Annotated in this window: 18 protein-coding genes; 7 read left to right on the plus strand and 11 right to left on the minus strand. The window is 57.9% G+C overall.

The window, feature by feature from the left end:
- Positions 1–3: 3 nt before the first annotated feature.
- From PY650_RS16675 to PY650_RS16685, 3 genes are all read left to right on the plus strand, one after another.
- Complete coding sequence (locus PY650_RS16675; protein ID WP_285880510.1) at positions 4–990, plus strand: aldo/keto reductase; 987 nt, start codon at positions 4–6, stop codon at positions 988–990.
- Between the two features lie 130 nt (positions 991–1,120).
- On the plus strand, positions 1,121–1,858 hold the full coding sequence (locus PY650_RS16680; protein WP_285880511.1) for an SDR family oxidoreductase: 738 nt from the start codon (positions 1,121–1,123) through the stop codon (positions 1,856–1,858).
- Between the two features lie 85 nt (positions 1,859–1,943).
- Complete coding sequence (locus PY650_RS16685) at positions 1,944–2,288, plus strand: hypothetical protein (RefSeq protein ID WP_285880512.1); 345 nt, start codon at positions 1,944–1,946, stop codon at positions 2,286–2,288.
- Between the two features lie 135 nt (positions 2,289–2,423).
- Here the strand turns inward: PY650_RS16685 and hupB are convergent, their stop codons facing one another.
- The 4 genes from hupB to clpP all read right to left on the minus strand — a co-directional run bounded on the left by hupB (position 2,424) and on the right by clpP (position 7,960).
- Complete coding sequence (hupB, locus tag PY650_RS16690; protein ID WP_285880513.1) at positions 2,424–2,699, minus strand: DNA-binding protein HupB; 276 nt, start codon at positions 2,697–2,699, stop codon at positions 2,424–2,426.
- Between the two features lie 207 nt (positions 2,700–2,906).
- Positions 2,907–5,327 (minus strand): endopeptidase La, encoded by a 2,421-nt coding sequence (lon, locus tag PY650_RS16695; RefSeq protein WP_285880514.1) that lies wholly within the window; start codon positions 5,325–5,327, stop codon positions 2,907–2,909.
- 417 nt (positions 5,328–5,744) lie between these two features.
- Positions 5,745–7,022 (minus strand): ATP-dependent Clp protease ATP-binding subunit ClpX, encoded by a 1,278-nt coding sequence (gene clpX, locus PY650_RS16700; protein WP_028753990.1) that lies wholly within the window; start codon positions 7,020–7,022, stop codon positions 5,745–5,747.
- A 305-nt stretch (positions 7,023–7,327) separates the two neighbouring features.
- On the minus strand, positions 7,328–7,960 hold the full coding sequence (gene clpP, locus PY650_RS16705) for an ATP-dependent Clp endopeptidase proteolytic subunit ClpP (protein ID WP_285880515.1): 633 nt from the start codon (positions 7,958–7,960) through the stop codon (positions 7,328–7,330).
- A 411-nt stretch (positions 7,961–8,371) separates the two neighbouring features.
- Between clpP and PY650_RS16710 the strand changes: the two genes are divergently transcribed.
- Positions 8,372–9,625 carry a GGDEF domain-containing protein gene (locus tag PY650_RS16710; protein ID WP_285880516.1) on the plus strand — a complete coding sequence of 418 codons (1,254 nt, stop codon included), beginning with the start codon at positions 8,372–8,374 and terminating at the stop codon, positions 9,623–9,625.
- A 41-nt stretch (positions 9,626–9,666) separates the two neighbouring features.
- Positions 9,667–10,911: a cytochrome P450 gene (locus PY650_RS16715; RefSeq protein WP_285880517.1), complete on the plus strand. Its 1,245-nt coding sequence runs from the start codon at positions 9,667–9,669 to the stop codon at positions 10,909–10,911.
- Positions 10,912–11,098: 187 nt separating this feature from the next.
- Here the strand turns inward: PY650_RS16715 and pstB are convergent, their stop codons facing one another.
- From pstB to PY650_RS16750, 7 genes are all read right to left on the minus strand, one after another.
- Positions 11,099–11,857, minus strand: a complete 759-nt coding sequence (pstB, locus tag PY650_RS16720; protein ID WP_285880529.1) for a phosphate ABC transporter ATP-binding protein PstB — start codon at positions 11,855–11,857, stop codon at positions 11,099–11,101.
- 107 nt (positions 11,858–11,964) lie between these two features.
- A complete protein-coding gene (pstA, locus tag PY650_RS16725; protein ID WP_285880518.1) occupies positions 11,965–12,816 on the minus strand; it encodes a phosphate ABC transporter permease PstA in 852 nt (283 codons plus the stop codon).
- 10 nt (positions 12,817–12,826) lie between these two features.
- Complete coding sequence (gene pstC, locus PY650_RS16730) at positions 12,827–13,810, minus strand: phosphate ABC transporter permease subunit PstC (protein WP_285880519.1); 984 nt, start codon at positions 13,808–13,810, stop codon at positions 12,827–12,829.
- Positions 13,811–13,890: 80 nt separating this feature from the next.
- A complete protein-coding gene (gene pstS, locus PY650_RS16735; RefSeq protein ID WP_285880530.1) occupies positions 13,891–14,862 on the minus strand; it encodes a phosphate ABC transporter substrate-binding protein PstS in 972 nt (323 codons plus the stop codon).
- A gap of 333 nt (positions 14,863–15,195) precedes the next feature.
- A complete protein-coding gene (locus PY650_RS16740; protein ID WP_285880520.1) occupies positions 15,196–15,540 on the minus strand; it encodes a cupin domain-containing protein in 345 nt (114 codons plus the stop codon).
- A gap of 34 nt (positions 15,541–15,574) precedes the next feature.
- Positions 15,575–16,858, minus strand: coding sequence for an O-acetylhomoserine aminocarboxypropyltransferase (locus tag PY650_RS16745; RefSeq protein ID WP_285880521.1), 1,284 nt, complete (start codon positions 16,856–16,858; stop codon positions 15,575–15,577).
- 167 nt (positions 16,859–17,025) lie between these two features.
- Entirely contained in the window at positions 17,026–17,454 is a 429-nt protein-coding gene (locus PY650_RS16750) for a CoA-binding protein (RefSeq protein ID WP_120703816.1), read from the minus strand.
- Positions 17,455–17,566: 112 nt separating this feature from the next.
- Here PY650_RS16750 and PY650_RS16755 point away from each other — a divergent pair, with 112 nt between their 5' ends.
- Both PY650_RS16755 and PY650_RS16760 read left to right on the plus strand, forming a co-directional pair.
- A complete protein-coding gene (locus PY650_RS16755; RefSeq protein WP_285880522.1) occupies positions 17,567–17,896 on the plus strand; it encodes a hypothetical protein in 330 nt (109 codons plus the stop codon).
- 685 nt (positions 17,897–18,581) lie between these two features.
- Positions 18,582–19,427 carry a hypothetical protein gene (locus PY650_RS16760; RefSeq protein ID WP_285880523.1) on the plus strand — a complete coding sequence of 282 codons (846 nt, stop codon included), beginning with the start codon at positions 18,582–18,584 and terminating at the stop codon, positions 19,425–19,427.
- Positions 19,428–19,523 lie beyond the last annotated feature (96 nt).

Raw genomic sequence — 19,523 nt, forward strand, 5'->3', positions numbered from 1 at the left:
CCCATGAAACACCATGCTTTCGGCCGCACGTCCTTTATCGTTACGGATGTTGGCTTTGGCGCCTGGCAGATCGGCGGCGCCTGGGGCGATGTCAGCGAGGCCGACGGTCGCGCCGCGTTAAATGCCGCTCTCGACTCCGGCATGACCTTCATCGACACGGCTGACGTTTATGGAGATGGCCGCTCGGAAAAGATTATCGCGGACGTGCTGAAGGCTCGCGGCGGCACGCGCCCGATGGTGGCGACCAAAGCCGGCCGGCGCCTCAACCCGCATGTCGCCGACGGCTACAACAAGGCTAATCTTGAAGGCTTCATCGACCGCAGCCTGAAAAACCTCGGCGTCGAGAGTCTGGACCTGGTTCAGTTGCATTGCCCGCCAACGGAGGTTTTCTATCGCCCGGAAGTCTTCGCCGGTCTCGACGAACTGCAGAAGGCCGGCAAGATCAAGGGATACGGCGTCAGTGTCTCGACAGTCGAGGAGGGATTGAAGGCGATCGAATATCCGGACGTGCTCAGTATCCAGATTATCTACAACATCTTTCGCCAGCGTCCCGACCATCTTTTCTTCAAGGAAGCCAAGCGCAGGAACGTCGCGGTCGTCGTCCGTGTGCCGCTCGCTTCCGGACTGCTTTCCGGCAAGATCACTCGCGACACCAAGTTCGCCAGCGACGATCATCGCAACTTTAACCGCCACGGTGAGGCCTTCGATGTCGGCGAGACCTTTGCCGGCGTGCCTTTCGACGTCGGTCTGCAGGCCGTCGAAGAAGTCCGCAAGCTGGTCCCCTCGGGCACCAGTATGGCCGCCTTTGCGCTGCGCTGGATCTTGATGAGCGAAGCGGCCACGGTCGTCATCCCCGGCGCCCGCAATGCCGAGCAGGCCAAGGCCAATGCAGCCGCCGCCGACCTCGCACCGCTTTCAGCCGAAGTCATGTCGGCAACGCGCGAAATCTACAAGCGCCTGATCGCGCCGCACGTTCATCAGCGCTGGTAACGGCTGGCGTTTTTCTGAGGGCAAATGGCCGGGCGCTAACCCGGCCATGAATATTTTGAGCCGTCGGCCGGCATCCGAAAACGACGCATAGCCGTCCGTCCCGAAACTCAGGGTTCAAGGAGGAAATTCAATGAAAGTGGCTCTCGTAACCGGCGCCTCACGCGGACTTGGCGCAGTGATCGCGCGGGAACTTGGGGAGGCAGGTTGGGCCGTTGCGGTCAACTATGCACATGACACCTGCGGGGCAGACTCCGTGGTCGACTCGATCCGACAGCGGGGCGGCAAAGCCTATGCGGCGAAATTCAGCGTCATCGACAAGGCTCAGCTTACCGTTGGCCTTACTGCTATCAAGGACGCGCTAGGGCCCGTCGACCTGATCGTAAACAATGCGACCGGGCCGCAGCCGGAAATGCCGCTGATGGAGCAATCCTGGCAGACCCATCTCGATCAGCTCGAGTTCTTCGTCAAAGCGCCGTTGGAACTGCTCCAGGCCGTATTGCCCGATTGGCGGACGCGCAAATCCGGGCGAGTTGTCAATATCGGCTCGGAGGTAGCGGAACTCGGTAATCCTTACTTCGGAAACTATGCGTCGGCAAAAGGCGCCATGCTTTCCATGACCCGCTCCTGGGCCCGGGAACTCGCGCCGGAGGGAATTACCGTCAATCTCATAGCTCCCGGCTGGATTCCCGTCGAACGGCACGCCGCAGCGTCCCAGCAGGCGATCGATGGGTATCTAGCTCAAACCCCACTGAGACATTTTGGAACACCGGAGGATGTCGCCCACATGGTGGCATTCCTCGCCTCGAACAAGGCCGACTTTCTCACGGGCCAGAAATTCGCTGTCAACGGAGGGCGGACACTCCTTTGATCGCCCTGTTTTCCACGACTTCGGCCTGTGACTGAACATCAAGGGCTCGGTGTATAAGCACCCTCCAGCGGGATAGGGAGTTGATATGATCGTTCGTTCTTGGCGCGCCGTTGCTGGCTCTGACGAAGTGCTGTCAGCTTATGCAAAACATCTCGAGACGACCACCTTCGTTGAAATGGCGTTGCTTCCCGGCCACTTGGGGGCGACCCTCGCCCGCAAAGTTCGAGGCGAGAACAATGAGCTGGTGGTTATGAGCTTTTGGGCCGATATGACCTCTGCTGGTCATTTTGGCAAAGGCGATTTCGACGATGCGGTGGTGAAGCCAAGCACGCAGAAACTTTTGCGCTCCTTCGATTTGAAGGTCGAGTACTTCGAGACCGTGGTTTCGACCGGGCTTGTGTCCGGTCATGATCGCCCCGGCAGCGAATAGAGCTGGCGGGCCTGCCCGAAAGTAATCACCGGTTGCCTTTGCTACATAGACCACAAAAAGGGGGTCCGAAATGCTTCGAACCCCCCTATAGCCTCCACCATGGGGCAAATGCCCCGATAGGCGGGTGAAAACGGATCAGCCGTTGACGGCGTCCTTCAGGCCCTTGCCGGGCGTGAACTTCGGCACGTTACGAGCCGCGATATCGACTTCGGCGCCGGTGGACGGGTTACGGCCCTTCGTGGCTGCACGGTGGGAAACGGTGAAGCTGCCGAAACCTGCGAGACGAATGTCGCCGCCCTTCTTCAGTTCAGCCTGGACGGTATCGAAAACAGCGTCAACAGCGGAAGTAGCGTCAGCCTTCGTAATACCGGCCTTCTCGGCCACTGCGGACACGAGCTCATTCTTATTCATGTTTCCACCCCTTTCTACTGGTATGAAACGACTCATCTTGTAAGCGGGGCGCAGAATACGAGTGCTCTAGCCCGCCGCAACCCCCAAAAGCCCTGCAAATCAAGGAAAAGCAAGCACCGCCAAAAGCTTTTCACAAAAAAAGACCGGCAAAAATGCCGGTCTTTTCTGGTTTTTTGTCAATTCGGCGCAAATGAGGCACGACCACGCTTAATGCGCGATGGTTGCTCCAACATCGTCGACACCTTCAACCGTTGCGATCACGGGCGTTTCGACGGTGCCATCCCACTCGATCGGCTCGGGCCTGCGGACCAGTGCATGCTTGATTACCTCGCCCATGCGGGATACCGGGATGATCTCCATGTTGTTCTTCACGTTGTCCGGAATCTCCGCCAGATCCTTGGCGTTTTCCTCCGGAATCAGCACCTTCTTGATGCCGCCGCGAAGCGCTGCAAGCAGCTTTTCCTTTAGCCCGCCGATCGGCAGCACGCGGCCCCGCAGCGTGATTTCACCGGTCATGGCGACATCCTTGGAAACGGGGATGCCGGTCATGATCGAGACGATGGCGGTCGCCATGGCGACACCGGCCGAGGGACCATCCTTCGGCGTCGCACCTTCCGGTACGTGCACGTGGATGTCGCTCTTGTCGAAGAGCGGCGGCTGGACGCCGAAATCGACGGCGCGCGAGCGGACATACGAGGCCGCCGCGGAAATCGATTCCTTCATGACTTCCTTCAGGTTGCCGGTGACCGTCATACGGCCCTTGCCTGGCATCATCACGCCTTCGATCGTCAGCAGCTCGCCGCCGACTTCCGTCCAGGCCAGACCCGTTACGACACCGACCTGATCGTCGCGCTCGGCTTCGCCATGGCGGAAACGCGGAACGCCGAGATATTCGTCGATGTTGGCAGCGGTGACCGCAACGGACTTAGTCTTGCCCTTGATGATCTCGGTGACCGCCTTGCGGGCGAGCTTCATCAATTCGCGCTCGAAGTTACGCACGCCAGCCTCGCGGGTGTACTGCTGGCTGATCGCCATCAGGGCATCATCGCTGACCGAAAACTCGTTCGGCTGCAGCGCATGTTCCTTGATGGCCTTCGGCAGCAGGTGCCGCTTGGCTATTTCGCGCTTCTCGTCTTCGGTGTAGCCGGCGATACGGATGATCTCCATGCGGTCCATCAGCGGCGCAGGGATGTTCAGCGTGTTCGCCGTCGTGATGAACATCACGTCGGACAAATCGTATTCGACTTCCAGGTAATGATCCATGAAGGTCGAGTTCTGCGCAGGGTCCAGCACTTCCAGCAGAGCCGAAGACGGATCGCCGCGGAAATCCATGCCCATCTTGTCGACTTCGTCGAGCAGGAAGAGCGGATTGGACTTCTTGGCCTTCTTCATCGACTGGATGATCTTGCCGGGCATCGAGCCGATATAGGTGCGGCGGTGACCGCGGATTTCAGCTTCGTCACGAACGCCGCCAAGCGCCATGCGGACATACTCACGGCCGGTCGCCTTGGCGATCGACTGGGCGAGCGAAGTCTTGCCAACACCGGGAGGGCCGACGAGGCACAGGATCGGGCCCTTGATCTTGGTCGCACGAGCCTGAACAGCCAGATACTCGACGATACGCTCCTTGACTTTTTCCAGACCGAAATGATCTGCTTCGAGGATCTTCTCGGCATTGTTCAGATCGGTCTTGATCTTCGACTTCTTGTGCCAAGGGATGCCCAGCAGCCAGTCGAGATAGTTGCGCACGACGGTGGCTTCCGCCGACATCGGGCTCATCTGCCGCAGCTTCTTCAGCTCCGCATCGGCCTTTTCCTTGGCTTCCTTAGACAGCTTCGTCTTAGAGATACGCTCTTCCAGTTCGGCCATCTCGTCGCGGCCCTCTTCGCCGTCGCCAAGCTCCTTCTGGATCGCCTTCATCTGCTCATTCAGATAGTATTCGCGCTGGGTCTTCTCCATCTGGCGCTTGACGCGCGAGCGGATGCGCTTTTCGACCTGCAGAACCGAAATCTCGCCTTCCATGAAGCCGAGCGCCTTTTCCAGACGACCCTTAACGCTGGTGGTTTCCAGCATCTCCTGCTTCTCGGTGATCTTGATCGACAGATGCGAAGCGACCGTATCGGCGAGCTTCGAATAGTCATCGATCTGGCTGGCTGCACCGACCACTTCCGGCGAAATCTTCTTATTGAGCTTTACATAGCTTTCAAATTCCGAAACGACCGAGCGGCTCAGCGCCTCCAGTTCGACCGGGTCTTCGTTCGGCTCATGCAAAATATGGCCGAGGGCTTCATAAAAATCCTCGCGGCTCGTGTAAGCGTCGATCTCTGCGCGTGCACGGCCTTCGACCAGCACCTTGACGGTGCCGTCTGGGAGCTTCAGGAGCTGCAGTACGTTGGCTACGGTGCCGACCCTGTGGATTGCCTCCGGGGTGGGATCGTCATCACTGGCATTGATCTGGGTGACGAGCATGATCTGCTTGTCCGACCCCATCACCTCTTCCAGCGCGCGGATGGACTTCTCCCGTCCGACGAACAGCGGCACGATCATGTGGGGGAAAACCACGATGTCGCGCAATGGCAATACCGGATAGGCAATGCTCTCATTTGCCGCAGACGTTTTCTTAGTCATGTCATTTCCTTTCCGTCGTCCCGTTCCCGGGCTCTCTGCCGGCGGGGGGATTAGCCGGCTCTCTCACTTGGTTTAGAAGTGGAGCTTCACATTATCTATTTCAAGTCGTGCAGGACGCGCCGTCAGACGACGGAACGCGCATTTCACGAAGAGGAACGCAACAACAAACACCGGACCCCGGCTACTCGAACACTGCCGGCAACGCGGTACCCGGAGGACCAAAGCCGGACACAAAATACATATTCGCCGAGGATACCCGGAATCACGCCATCATGGCCGCGGCAAACGCCCTTCACAACCGGTTTAGTCGGCGTTTCGATAGGCTTATCCCGGACTTTATCAGCAAACTGTACGATTTTTCAAATAGAAAGGGGCCCGTCAACGACGAGCCCCGGAATTAGACCGCAAATTGGGCGGTCAGGCGGTAGCGTTGGCCTTTTCTTCCTGCCGGTCGGCATAGATGTAGAGCGGGCGCGCGGAGCCGCGCACGACCTCTTCGGAGATGACCACTTCGCGAACACCTTCCAGCGCTGGCAGATCGAACATAGTGTCGAGCAGGATCTTCTCCATGATCGACCGCAGTCCTCGAGCACCGGTCTTGCGCACGATCGCCTTGCGGGCGATTTCGCGCAGCGCATCCTCGTGGAATGTCAACTCGACATCTTCCATCTCGAACAGGCGCTGATACTGCTTCACCAGCGCATTCTTGGGTTCCGACAGGATCTGGATCAGGGCATCCTCATCCAGGTCTTCCAGCGTCGCGAGGACGGGCAGACGGCCGATGAATTCCGGGATCAGGCCGAACTTGACGAGGTCTTCCGGTTCCAATTCGCGCAGCACTTCGCCGACGCGGCGGTCATCGGGCGCCTTAACGGCGGCGCTGAAGCCGATCGAGGTCTTCTCGCCGCGGGCGGAGATGATCTTGTCGAGACCGGCAAAGGCGCCACCGCAGATGAACAGGATGTTCGTCGTGTCGACCTGCAAGAATTCCTGCTGCGGATGCTTGCGGCCACCCTGTGGGGGAACCGAAGCGACCGTGCCTTCCATGATCTTCAGCAACGCCTGCTGCACGCCCTCGCCCGAAACGTCGCGGGTGATCGACGGATTGTCCGACTTGCGCGAAATCTTGTCGACTTCGTCGATGTAGACGATGCCGCGCTGCGCGCGTTCGACGTTATAGTCGGCAGCCTGCAGCAGCTTCAGGATGATGTTTTCGACATCTTCGCCGACGTAGCCGGCCTCGGTCAGCGTCGTAGCGTCAGCCATGGTGAAGGGAACGTCAATAATACGGGCCAGCGTCTGCGCAAGATAGGTCTTGCCGCAACCGGTGGGACCGACGAGCATGATATTCGACTTCGCCAGCTCGACATCGCCGTTCTTGGACGCATGTGCGAGGCGCTTGTAGTGGTTATGAACCGCAACAGACAGGATCTTCTTTGCCTGTCTCTGACCGATGACATATTCGTCGAGAACCTTGATGATGTCCTGCGGTGTCGGCACACCGTCGCGGGACTTAACCATCGAGGACTTGTTCTCCTCCCGGATGATGTCCATGCACAACTCGACGCATTCATCGCAGATGAAGACGGTCGGTCCGGCAATAAGCTTCCGGACTTCATGCTGGCTCTTGCCGCAGAATGAACAATACAGGGTATTCTTGGAGTCGCCGCCGTTGCTGCCGCTGACTTTGCTCATGTCATTTTCCTTCCAGCACGCCGCTGATTTCCAGATTGAAATCGCGGTCCACTCAATGCGCCCGCCGGACCTGCCCCTCGTTTCATCAGCAGATCGCGGCGCTCTTCGGGGTACTGAACGTAGCCCAGACACCCATGCCAGGGCTGCGGTGGCAACGAATCCCCCTTCGAATGCCGAATGCTATGTCATAAAAACACTACACAGCATTAATGCGTACTATTACCGTGTTCTACACCACATTAAACCCCTATTCGATCACAAATGGGATAGAACTGTGGCGTAGACGACACCGTCCGTGGATAAACTCAGGCGGCGGTTTCACCTTCCATTTCGGTACGAGACGTCAGCACTTTGTCGATCAGACCCCAGTCCCTGGCCTCTTCGGAGGACATGAAATGGTCACGATCGAGCGTCTGCTCGACCTCTTCGTAGGTACGGCCGCAATGTTTGACATAAACTTCGTTCAGGCGCCGCTTCATCTTGATGATGTCGCGAGCATGACGCTCGATGTCCGAAGCCTGCCCCTGGAAACCGCCGGAAGGCTGGTGAACCATGATGCGCGAATTCGGCGTGGCAAAACGCATGTCCTTGTCGCCGGCGGCGAGCAGCAGCGACCCCATCGACGCGGCCTGGCCGATGCAAAGCGTCGATACGGCAGGCTTGATGAACTGCATCGTGTCGTAGATCGCCATGCCGGCGGTGACAACGCCGCCGGGTGAATTGATGTAGAGCGCGATTTCTTTCTTCGGGTTTTCCGCCTCGAGGAAAAGAAGCTGGGCGCAGACCAGCGTGGCCATCTGATCTTCGACCGGGCCGGTCAAGAAGATGATACGTTCCTTCAGCAGGCGAGAATAGATGTCGTACGACCGTTCCCCGCGGTTGGTCTGCTCAACAACCATCGGCACCAGAGCCATAGCTGTATCGACTGGATTTCTCATGTGCGTCCTTTACCAAGCTTGCCCCCGACGGCAAAAACGCCGGGAATCGAATAAAAATCCTCTTACCCTACATAGAGTGTCACTGCCCTGTACTTCAAGACGCGCGAAAGGATAACGTCAAAAAGGCCTATGGCTCAGTAGATGTTGAGGAAGCGTTTCTACCGGTTGATTTCCCTATGCCAATAGACTTGATGACGCGATGCGCGCGGTCCACCGTTTTTCCCAACTGCAGGGTGAAGGAAGGATGAAGCACAGATGATGTTGGCACAGCATCAATCCAAGCGCAGGCAAAATTTACCACGCAATTTAAGGAACTGACCATCTTATTCGCCGATAATGCGTCCATTGCAGGCGTAACCGCGTGCTTTGCGCCGACGATATTAGCGCCGCGGTAAGGGAGAAACGCAGATCGTGCTTAATATCACGACGGGACTGACCATCTGGTGTTCGGAGGCGATTACACTCGCCACCGTACTTTTCTTTGCCTGGCGGCATGATCGCCAGACGCCTACCTATCTGATGTGGGCACTGGGATTTTCCGCCAGTGCCGTCGGATTTGCGCTTGTTGCGGCGCGAGGTCTGATTCCGGATATCCTGTCGATCGAAATCGGCAATGGCATTACTCTGTTCGGTGAAAGCGCCTGGATCGCGGGTTTTTGCCGGCTTGACAAGCAAAAGCCCGAATGGTCGGCACTGTTGCCGCCGGCCATCTGGGTTGTCGGCATCGAGCTGCCTTGGATTCACGAGAGCTTCGCCAATCGCGTCATTCTTTACGATCTTGCCGGCGCTGTCGGCGCTACGCTGCTCGCCTCGGCTGTTCGGCCGGCAGAGGGCAGGCGCGAGGCGGTGCGCGGCCAGCTCGGCTTTGTGTTCATGGCCCTCGCCTGTGTTTTTTTTGTTTCCGCCGTATCGATGACGCTTCTGCGCCCAGATCTCCAAGCGTCGCTGATCTATCGCGGTTACACTGCCCTCGGCAGCGCGCTGCTCATCACCACTGCCATTGCGCTGAGCGGCCGACTGCTGATGGAGCGGTCCGAGCGACGCTGGCGGGCAATCTCGATCACCGATACACTGACAGGCGTCCTCAACCGGCGCGGCTTGCAGGACTATTTCGAGCTTGTCGCAGGAACTTCCACTAAGGAGTCGCAGAAGATCGCTGCGCTGCTGTTCGATCTCGACCACTTCAAGGCGATCAACGACCGCTACGGCCATCAGACGGGCGATATCGTGCTTGCCGAATTCGCCCGCATCGGACGGCAATTCGTTCCCCGCGACGGCGCCTTCGGCCGTATGGGCGGCGAGGAATTCACTGCCTTCGTCATGGTCGACGACCAGGCCGAGGCCGAGGCGATCGCCGAGACAATCCGCGCGGATTTCTGCCGGGTGCCGCTTCTTGCGGGCCGCTCACTGGTGCCGGCGACAGTCAGCATCGGTCTGGCGATCATGCCGCGCGACAGCGCCAATTGGGACCGGCTCGTCTCGGCGGCCGATCGGGCGCTCTATGCCGCCAAACGCGCCGGTCGCAACTGCACGATCGTCTTTAGCGAGCTGGAGGCGACAATGGCGATGGACACACCGCCTGATCCAAATGGCGGCGAGCTCGTGCCGACGCTTGACGACCAGATCCATGCGCTGCGCCGCCTCGGCACGCTATCGAGGATGTAACGGTCTTTTCCCAGCCGATTTAATGGGATAATCCTTTAATCATGACCATATCTTCTGTCTTCTCCATCGATCCCGTCGCGCGTCGCGTGGCCCTCAATGGCCGCGATCCCGCCTTCTACAGCAATCCAAACGCCGTCTATGCTGCTTTGCACGCCGAATGTCCCACCTTCTATTGGGAGCAGCAGAAGCGATGGTATTTCATCGGCTATGACCATGTGAACGGCCTGCTGCGCGATCGCCGCTTTGGCCGGCAGATCCTGCATATCGCCTCCCGTGAAGAGCTCGGCCAGCCCGCGCCATTGCCGCATCTGAAAAACTTTGATCTTGCCGAGCAGCATTCGCTGCTGGAGCTGGAGCCGCCAGAGCACACGCGGCTTAGAACTCTCGTCAACCGGGCCTTCGTTTCCCGGCATGTGGAGAAGATGAAACCGGAGCTGGCTGAGCTGGCCAACCGGCTGATCGATAGTTTCGAGAAAGACGGCGAGGTCGAACTACTGTCGGCCTTTGCCGACGTCATTCCCGTCACCATGATCGCGCGGATGATCGGCATCCCGGAAGAGATGGGACCGCAATTGCTGGCGTGGTCGCATGCATATGTGCGTATGTATATGTTCGGCCGCACACGTGAGGACGAACTTGCCGCCGATCAGGCGTCCAAGGAATTTGCCGACTATGTGAAAACCGTCATTCGCGAGCGCCGCGCCAATCCGCGCGACGATCTCCTCACCCATATGATCACAACGGAGCACAAAGGCCAATATCTCACGGAGGATGAGCTGGTCTCGACGACAATCGTGCTGCTCAACGCCGGCCATGAGGCGACGGTACACCAGATCGGCAATTCCGTCCGTGTCATCCTGGAAAGCGGCTATGCACCGGCCGAACTTTTCAAAGACGAGATGACGACGGAACGCACGGTGGAGGAATCATTGCGCATCTGTGCGCCGGTGCATATTTTCGAGCGCTGGTGCCTGGAGCCGGCAGAGGTTGACGGCGTTTCTTTCCAGCGCGGCGACAAGGTGGCGTTGATTCTGGCTGCGGCCAATCTGGACCCCACGAAATTCTCTGATCCCCTCACCTTCAAGCCCGACCGCAATGAAGCGCCGAACCTCTCTTTCGGCGCCGGCATCCATTTCTGCATCGGCGCGCCGTTGGCGCGGCTGGAGCTGAATGTCGTGCTGCCGCTCCTGTTTGAACGCCTGCCCGGCCTGAGGCTTACGAACACGCCCGAGGTCAAGGATGTCTATCAGTTCCACGGCCTCGATAGGCTCGAACTGAGCTGGTGAGCTATGGCCGGCTTCTTGCCGAAATGAGATACCCGGCGGCTCGCGATTGGTCTGCTGATCGATTGCCCGTCACGCGTCGATGGAAGGACGATCCATTCGGTTCACTGATTTGCCCGAAACGCAAAAAGGCGCGCCCGGCCGGCGCGCCATCGCAAGATCGCTGGCAGTAGCCGGCATCCCCGCCATATCAGCCGTAGCGGCCGGTGATGTAGTCTTCCGTGCGCTTGACCTTCGGCGCCTGGAAAATCTGTTCGGTCGCGCCGTATTCGATCAACTCGCCGAGATACATGAAGGCGGTGCTGTCGGAGATGCGGCTTGCCTGCTGCATGTTATGCGTCACGATGACGACCGTGAACTCGCCCTTCAGTTGCGATACCAATTCCTCGACCTTGGCGGTCGAGATCGGATCAAGAGCCGAGGTCGGTTCGTCGAGAAGCAGCACGGACGGCTTGACCGCGATGGCGCGGGCGATGCAGAGACGCTGCTGTTGGCCGCCGGAAAGCCCAAGTCCGCTCTGGTGCAGCTTTTCCTTCACTTCGCTCCAGAGCGCTGTTTCCGTCAACGCCGCTTCGACGCGGGCATCCATTTCCACCTTGGAAATTTTCTCATAAAGCCGGATGCCGAAAGCGACGTTTTCATAGATCGACATCGGGAACGGCGTGGGCTTCTGGAACACCATGCCGACCTTGGCGCGCAAATCGTTCAGATCGACGTCCTTGGAGAGGATGTTGCGGCCGTCCAGGAGGATCTCGCCCCCAACCGTCTGGCCCGGATAGAGATCATACATCCGGTTGAAGGTGCGCAGCAGCGTAGACTTACCGCAACCCGAAGGGCCGATGAAGGCGGTGACCGCATTTTTGCGGATGCTCATATTCACACCCTTCAGGACGCGATGGCCGTTCTGATAGGTGAAATCGAGGTTCTTCACCTCAAGTTTCGCGACCATGCCGGGATCCGACGGGGAGACGGCGTCCTTTCCCGGCTGCGTTTTGACGCTCTGGAAATTGCTATCGCTCATGTTCATGGTTTCATTCCTATCGTTCGGCCGCTTCGTCAGTGGCGGCGCCCACTCAAGACACGGGCAAGAATGTTGAGGGCAAGGATGGCAACAGTGATGATCAGCGCGCCGGCCCAGGCCAGTTGTTTCAAATCCTCGCCGGCATCGGCGGCGAGCGTGTTGATCGCAACCGGCAGCGTAGCGATCGGACCGGTCAGGCCCGCATTCATGAATTTGCTGTAACCGGCCGTGAAGAGAAGAGGAGCGGTTTCGCCGCTGATACGGGCAACAGCCAGCAGGATCCCGGTGAGGATACCTGTCCAGGCGGAACGGTAAATCACCATCATCATGGACTTCCATCGCGGCGCGCCGAGCGCGGCGGTCGCCTCACGAAGCGCATTTGGCACCAGCAATAGCATGTCCTGCGTCGTGCGGTTGACGACCGGAAGGGCAATCAGCGCCAGCGCGAAGATGCCGGCGATGGCAGAGTTGCCGTGCATGGGCACGACCACGATGCCATAGACGAACACGCCGATGATGATCGATGGCGCGGACAGTAGGATGTCGTTAATGAACTTGGCAGCCTCGGCAAGTTTGGTGCCGTTCGCATATTCCACGAGATAGGTGCCGGCGAGAATGCCGATCGGCGCTGCGATCAGGATGGCGAGGCCAGTGACCACCAAGGTGCCGTAGATTGCGTTGACCAGGCCGCCGCGCGAGCCCTGGGCCGGGATCGACATGGTGAACACGTCGAGGCTGAGCGCCGTTATGCCGCGATAAAGCAGGGTCACAAGGATCACGCTGAGAAAGAATATGCCAAGGATAGCCGCGATAAAGCACAGGGCCATCATCACCCGGTTCTTCCCATAGCGCCTCGACACTAGATTCTGACGAATTGCATCTTCCATCGGTTTTCCCTCAAAGCGAGTCGACGCGGCCGATCATCCACCTAGCCACTGCGAGTACGCAGAAGGAAAGGATGAACAAGAGCAGGCCGAGCGCAATCAGGCTGGACAATTGCAGACCGTCGGCATCGCCGAAGTTGTTCGCGATCTGGGCGGAAATAGTGGTGGACGGCGAGATGATCGACGCTTGCAGACGGCTCACCGAGCCTACAACGAAGGTGACGGCCATGGTTTCGCCGAGCGCGCGGCCGAGGCCGAGCATGATGCCGCCGACGAGGCCGCGACGTGTATAGGGGATCAGGATGTGACGAGCCACTTCCCATGTGGTCATACCCATACCGTAAGCGGATTCGCGCAACATCGGCGGCACGGTGCTAAATACGTCGCGCGAGATGGCTGTAATGAACGGCAAGATCATGATAGCTAGCACGAAGCTTGCGGTCAACAAACCGACGCCCGGCGCCGGTGGTTGGAACAGCAGGCCGACCAACGGTACCTGGCCGACGGTCATCATAAGGAAGGGCAAAATATGAGTCTGCATCAACGGCACCAGAATGAACAGACCAACGATGCCGTAGATAATAGAGGGAACACCAGCGAGAAGCTCGATCGCAGTGCTGATCGGCTGTCGCAGGCTGCCGGGGCAAAGTTCCGTGAGGAAGATGGCGATGCCGATGCCCAGGGGAATAGCAATCAGCATTGCAATGAGTGAACTCACCAGCGTGCCGACCACGGCAGGCACAGCGCCATAGATATCGACGGGGGCGCTCCATTTCGTGCCCCAGAGGAACGAAAACCCGAAGGTTTCGAAGGTTGGCAAGGCATTGACGACAAGAACCGCAAGGATCGCCAGCAGCATAAGCACGACAAGAGCAGCCGAGCCAAGCGTCATAAAGTAGAAAATCCGATCCTGTGTTCGGAATTTTCTGGTGATGGCGGTGGTATCCATTGCCTGGAAGCCAGCCGTCTGACCAGCCGTTTGAGTCGCGTCAGCCATCGATTTCCCCTTGTCCTATCACAAAAGGCGGACAGGGCCGTGCCCTGCCCTGTCCGCCGCAACTTCTCATCTAGCACAAATTACTTCGCGCCAAAGTCCTTCTTCCACGATTGCTCGACAACTGCGGCAACAGTCTCCGGAACCGGCAGATAGGACAGGTCGGTCGCGTTCTTCTGACCGTTCTCATAGGCCCACTTGAAGAACTTCAACGCGTCTTCGTTGGCAGCAGGATCAGCCGGCTTCTTGTAGAGCAGAACCCAGGTCGAAGCTGCAATCGGCCAGCTCTTGTCGCCCGGCTGATTGGTGATGATCAGGTTGAAGTTCTTGGCATGGGCCCAATCGGCGTTGGAAGCAGCGGCCTTGAACGTGTCGAGGTTCGGCTCGATGACCTTACCGGCAGCATTCTTCATTTTCGCAAACCCGATGTGGTTGGCGACGACGTAGGAATATTCAACGTAGGAGATCGAACCAGCCGTCTGGTTGACGGTGGTGGAGACGCCTTCGGAACCCTTCGCGCCGAAGCCGGTCGGCCATTCAACCGCGGTTTCCGAGCCAACCTTTTCCTTCCACTCCGGCGAAACCTTCGACAGGTAATTGGTGAAGTTGAAGGTCGTGCCCGAGCTGTCGGCGCGATAAACGACGGAGATCGGCGTGGAGGGCAGCTTCAGGTCGGGGTTAAGGGCCTTGATGGCAGCATCGTCCCACTTGGCGATCTTGCCGAGGAAGATGTCAGCGAGCGTCTTGCCATCGAGAACGAGTTCGCCCGGCTTTACGCCAGTTATGTTATAGGAAACGACGATGCCGCCGGAGATCATCGGGAACTGGGCAATGCCGTGCTTCTCGAGGTCAGCGTCGCTCATCGGCTTATCCGAAGCGCCGAATATGATGGTCTTGTCGAGCAGCTGCTTGATGCCGGCGCCCGAACCGACCGACTGGTAGTTGACGACATTGTTCGTTGCAGCCTTATAGCCTTCGGCCCACTTGGACAGAACAGGCGCGATGAAGCTCGACCCGGCGCCCGTGACGTCGGCAGCCGAGGCCGAAACGGACATAGCCGCGATGAAGCCTGCAGTCAGGCAAAGCGAACGAAATTTTTGATTCAACATGATTGAACTCACTTCCCAGAGTGATGAAAGGATGGCGAGCAGGTGACAGCGTAGAGTGGCCCATCTGTTAGTCCCTCCACTTCAATCTCCTGGCGACAATGATGGCTCTAATGCCGCAGTGTTTCAGTTTGATGACAGTTTCGTGAAAGGCCGGTGACACAACCTGCGGCAAGGGAAACGGCCGTGTCGCGGGCCATGCCGCAAAGGCTAGGTGGCATCGGAAAGACACCGGCATTCAGGCTTTCGACAACTGCCGTCATGACATGATTCGAAGCGCCTTCAGAGGCGGATCACATAATCCTTTCGAGTCGTTTCAATGACTTCCCAGGTTCCCCTGAAGCCGGGTCTGAAGATCATCCGATCGCCGGCGCGCAGATGAAAAACCTCGCCGTTTTCGCCGGTTACCACTGAATAGCCGGAAAGAATGTGGAAGTACTCCCACTCGTCATAGAGGATTTGCCATTTTCCCGGCGTTGCCTCCCATATGCCGGCGTAAAGCCCGCCGCCGGCTTCATCGATATTCCAGGTACGGAACTTTGGCGCACCGGAAACAATGCGATCGTCGGCGGGAGCGCCGGCTTCCGGTTCCATGCCGTGGGTGTCCAATCGTAAATAGGCCGTCATAAATCTCCCATCCCGAACCCGGAATGCTCCCTTGTCAAACCTTCGCCAGCGCCTGTTCGAGGTCGGCGATGATATCCTTGACGTCCTCGATGCCGATCGACAGACGCACGACATCCGGGCCGGCGCCGGCGGCAATTTTCTGCTCGTCGGTAAGCTGCTTATGCGTCGTCGAGGCGGGGTGGATGACCAAGGAGCGTGTGTCGCCGATGTTGGCGAGATGGGAAAAGAGTTCCAGGCCCTCCACCAGTCCCTTGCCCGCTTCATAGCCGCCCTTCAACCCGAAGGTGAAGACGGCCCCTGCCCCCTTCGGTGAGTAGCGCTGTTGCAGTGCATGGTTCGGATCGTCCTGAAGGCCGGCATAGTTCACCCAGGCTACCTTATCTTGCTCTTTCAGCCAGTGGGCGACAGCGATCGCATTGTCGCAATGGCGCTGCATGCGTAGCGGCAGCGTTTCGATGCCCGTGAGAAGCAAAAAGGCGTTGAAAGGGGAGATTGCGGGGCCGAGATCGCGCAAGCCAAGGACCCGACAGGCAATCGCGAAGGCAAAATTGCCAAAGGTCGCATGTAGCACGATGCCGTTATATTCCGGCCTCGGCGTCGACAACATTGGATAGTTACCGGAGGCCGACCAATCGAAGGTGCCGCCGTCGATGATCATGCCGCCCATGGAATTGCCGTGGCCACCGATGAATTTGGTCAACGAATGCACGACGACGTCGGCGCCATGTTCCAGCGGCCGGATGAGATAGGGGCTGGCCATGGTGTTGTCGACGATCAGCGGCAGGCCATGCCTGCGGGCAACCGCTGCAATCGCTGCGATATCGACGAAGGTGCCGCCGGGATTGGCGAGGCTTTCAATGAAGATGCCGCGCGTGCGGCTGTCGATTTGCGCTTCGAAAGCGGTGGGATCGGCGAGATCGGCCCAGCGCACGTGCCAGTCGAAATTCTGGAAGGCGTGACCGAACTGGTTGATCGAGCCGCCGTAGAGCCTTCTGGCCGCGACGAAATTGTCGCCCGGCTGCATGATGGTGTGAAAGACGATCATCTGGGCGGCATGGCCGGAAGCGACGGCGAGGCCGGCCGTTCCCCCTTCGAGGGCGGCCACGCGCTCCTCAAGGACGGCCTGGGTCGGGTTCATGATGCGTGTATAGATATTGCCGAATTGCTGCAGCCCGAAGAGCGCGGCGGCATGGTCCGCATCCTGAAAGACGAAGGAGGTTGTCTGATAGATCGGCGTCGCCCGGGCGCCAGTCGTGGGGTCCGGCTGTGCGCCGGCATGGATCGCCAGCGTTGCGAAACCTGGATTGTTTGTCGGCATACACTCTCCTCCCGCCAATTATTATGACAGCAGGATCATAGCGTCCCAAGTCCGAAAGTTAACCGTGAACTTTGCCAAGCTTTTGCTCGCATTGAAAAAACCTGCCCACTTTCGGCAATATCGCGCGACGAATGGATAGGTTTGGCAGAAAGACGCGGCCGCCTGCATCAGGCGACCAGCCGCGGATATTCGATGGCCGGGCAACGGTCCATGACGACCTTGACGCCAGCCGCTTCCGCTCTTGCCGCGGCAGCATCGTCCCTCACGCCAAGCTGCCCCCAGATGACCGGTGGGCGCGGTTCGATCATGATCGTCTCTTCGACCACCGATCTCAGGTATTCCGGTGCGCGGAAGACATCCACCATGTCGACAGGTTCGGGGATATCAGCCAAGTGGCCAAAGACCCACTGGCCGAGGATCTCCTTACCGGCCTGTCCGGGATTGACAGGAATTACGCGATAGCCTCGCGCCAGCAGATAGGCCATGACACCGTTGCTCGGGCGCGCCGGATTGGGTGAGGCGCCGACGAGAGCGATGGTCCGTACGGATAATAGAATGTCAGCGATATAAGAATCGTCATAACGGTCATGGTTCATCACAAGGCCTCCCGTTCGATCACACTTGCGTTTTGCCACAATTCCGGAAACTTCGGCCGCGGCTTTTGCGTATATATATTGCATTATAACAATTTCAGGGAGGATTGCCCCGATGAAAAAAATCGTGCTGCTCGGCCTGCTGATTACCTCGGCCGCCACGCCCGCTTTAGCGATCTCGCGTTATAATTCCATGTCTTTCACCTGCGGCCAGGCCAAGGCAATCATTGACCGCGAACGGGCGGTGATCATGCGCCATCCGTCCAGCAGAGTACGCAACATGACGCTTTATGACCGCTTCGTTTCAGACAGCAATGCCTGTGACTCCGGATACTATGCCTATCAGGATTATTTGCCGACCAAAGACAGATCGGATTGCCCCGTCTATACCTGCCGGCCGTCGACGGACTTCGACCGTCATGATTTGCTGCTTATCCCGCATTGACGGCAGTCTGATAAGGTAGCGTGCCACCGGCGGTTATCTCGCATCGATTTTTGCGCCGGCTTTTTAGTCTGTGGTCTCAATGGCGTGTTTGATGGTCTTGTAGCGCCGAATGGTTTCTCCCGTCTTCCAAAGCGATTTGAAACGATGCCGTTCCGGACCAAGTGGCCAGGTTCTTATGAAATGCAATTTTTGTTCACTATTTATTCGGAGGTTAATTAGCGAGGGGGTAAGGAGATACGAATAAAAAAAGCCACTCGCGAGCAGGATCGCATACGCTTCCATATTGGATTCTCACACAACTACTGAGAGCATTGCTGAGAACGGCGAAGACCGACCAATTCTCCATTAGCAAATATCAGAGTGATACAAACGCCTCCGTGTCCGCAGAGTGCGCTGTAGGAACACGCGACTCGCCATTTCGTGCACACGATGGCTTGCGGCCCCCAGTAATACGAAGCGACGGCTCGGCTCCGCTGACCGTGCCGCTGTCCGAAAGGATCACGCCCGCAGAATGCGGTGGACGAAGATGACGAAGGGGGCTTATCGATAGCGAAACGCGTACCCATGTCGGCCGTTGCTACGGTATACCTTTTCGAAGCGGTGGTTCGATGCTTTGGGCGTGACGCCAGTCCCGCGCTGCTCTACATCTGATTGTAGATAGAGCTTTCACGGGGCGTAAGTATCGATGAACAACCTTACTGGTCTGCTTTTGGGGGCGGGTGCATCCTACGAGCTGGGAATGCCACTAGTATGGGAGCTGACGGGCGAAATCAAAACCTGGCTTACTGCGGACAAAATCCGCGCCTTTAACGCGAGCTGGCGTCAACAAGGTGGCGGATATTCTGACAGGGTCATCGACGACTTCGTTTCAATGCTGGGCCTTCCAGCAGTTCACTACGAAGCTATTCTTGGATATTTGGAGGCTCAGCGAGGTCGCCAAGCGGAATATGCCCACGAATACCATAACCTTTATTCCTGGCTTGTCGAATTAGTCTATCATCTGCTGTATGCCCGCCAAATCAAAAATACGATTTACCTCGACAAGCATTTGCCATTCTTTGACGGCTTTCGCGTCCTTGCCAACGCCAATTGCCCGCTGTGGGTGTTCACTCTAAATCACGATGTCCTGTTGGAGGCAATTGCTGCGCGCCTTTCTATCCCTGTACACAGTGGCTTCAGCGAAACTCTTGTGAGGCTACCTCGCCGCGACAATAACGGCAGGAAGCAAGGGGAAGTAAGAGCCGCGGTAATCAAGGGCTATGACCTTGAGCAAGGCAGCATGTTTTACCCAAACCCACCAATGCCTGGTGTCAACGTATTAAAGATACATGGAGCGTTGGATATTTTCACCTTCAATGACGGAAGGGATATACTAAAACTGCTCCCTGACGGGCCGGGTCCTCACGCCATTGTAGATGCTCTTCGTGCGACCAATGAAGAGCTGTTTTATCCCCTTGCTGGTGCACCTCAAGGGAAGGTGAAAACTACAAACGAAATCACCTATGCAGACGATGCTGGTGAGATGCAGTGAACCGCGTCGGGTTTGCCGGAGGCTCCAACTCGTGAGAAAGTGGAGCCGATATGAGCAAGACGACCAACAAATTTTCACCTGAAGTTCGTGACCGAG

The organism is Martinezella calliandrae, from assembly GCF_030272695.1.
GTDB lineage: Bacteria > Pseudomonadota > Alphaproteobacteria > Rhizobiales > Rhizobiaceae > Rhizobium > Rhizobium calliandrae.